This window comes from Campylobacter concisus, from assembly GCF_002913545.1.
Classification (GTDB): domain Bacteria; phylum Campylobacterota; class Campylobacteria; order Campylobacterales; family Campylobacteraceae; genus Campylobacter_A; species Campylobacter_A concisus_AV.
This window is the reverse complement of sequence record NZ_PPBR01000100.1, coordinates 1-1,093: the sequence shown is the minus strand read 5'-3', so window position 1 is coordinate 1,093 and position 1,093 is coordinate 1. Positions and strand designations below refer to the sequence as shown.

The following is a 1,093-nucleotide window of genomic DNA, read 5'->3' as shown; positions in this document are numbered from 1 at the left end:
CTATCGTTTGAAATATAAATTTAAGGCGCTTATCCTCGGTGGAGTTTGCGACCTCTTTAATGCTATCGTGGATAGAAATTCCAGCATTTGTCATAACGCTAAGCTGCCTTATGGTGGCTACTAAATTTGGGATTTTCACCTTTGGATTAGTAAAAGCCTTTGCGATCACATTTTGTAAATTTTCAAAGTTATTTATGCTAGAAGTTTGCGTCTCCTTGATCTTGACGATCATGCCAGTAACATTTGCTTTGTATTTGATCTCGCTTTTATTGTTCGCTCTTAGGCTCATCTTGTGGCGTTTGCCGTTTTGGATGTACTCAACCTCAAAGTATTTCATATCTTAGCAACCCTATAAACTTCTTCAAGTGTGGTTATGCCATTTGCTGCTCTTATGACGCCATCATGAAACATATCTATAAAGCCCTCTTCATAAGCTACGCTTTTAAGCTCATCTTTAGAAGCACCATTTGCAACCATACTTGCTATATGGTCACTAATAGGTAAAATTTCACTTATCATCTCACGTCCTAGATACCCAGTTTGTGAGCATTGCGGACATCCGACGCTTTTGTAAAACTGGTAGTTTTCAGGGACAAATTTCTTAACCTCGTCAAATGCCTTTTGAGATAGAGTGATCTTTTGTTTGCAGTGTGGGCAGAGCTTTCTAACAAGCCTTTGAGCCTCTATGCAAACGAGCGCGCCACTTACTAGATAAGGCTCGATGCCCATATCTATCATACGAGGAAGTGCGCTTATGGCATCATTTGTGTGAAGCGTAGAAAAGACGAGGTGACCAGTAAGTGCCGCTTGTATCGCTATGCGAAGCGTCTCTTGATCTCTGATCTCGCCTATCATTATGACGTCTGGATCTTGCCTTAAGATAGAGCGAAGGGCTGAGACAAAGGTAAGTCCAGCCTTTTCATTTACATGCACTTGTTGGATCATATTTAGCTGGTATTCGACCGGATCTTCAACTGTGATGATCTTAGTTTTTACGCTTTTTATATCATTTAGCGCGCCGTAAAGTGTCGTAGTCTTACCTGAGCCTGTTGGGCCAGTAACTAGGATGATGCCATAAGGCGCTTTCATACTC

1 protein-coding gene and 1 pseudogene are annotated in these 1,093 nt (G+C 41.4%); both read right to left on the bottom strand.

Features of this window, described 5'->3' with window-relative positions:
• Positions 1 to 337: pseudogene (locus CYP05_RS06540) on the bottom strand (type II secretion system F family protein); the annotation flags it as partial.
• The coding region (locus CYP05_RS06535; protein WP_141090283.1) for a GspE/PulE family protein at positions 334 to 1,093 on the bottom strand (760 nt) is incomplete at its 5' end. The gene CYP05_RS06535 and the pseudogene CYP05_RS06540, both read right to left, overlap by 4 nt.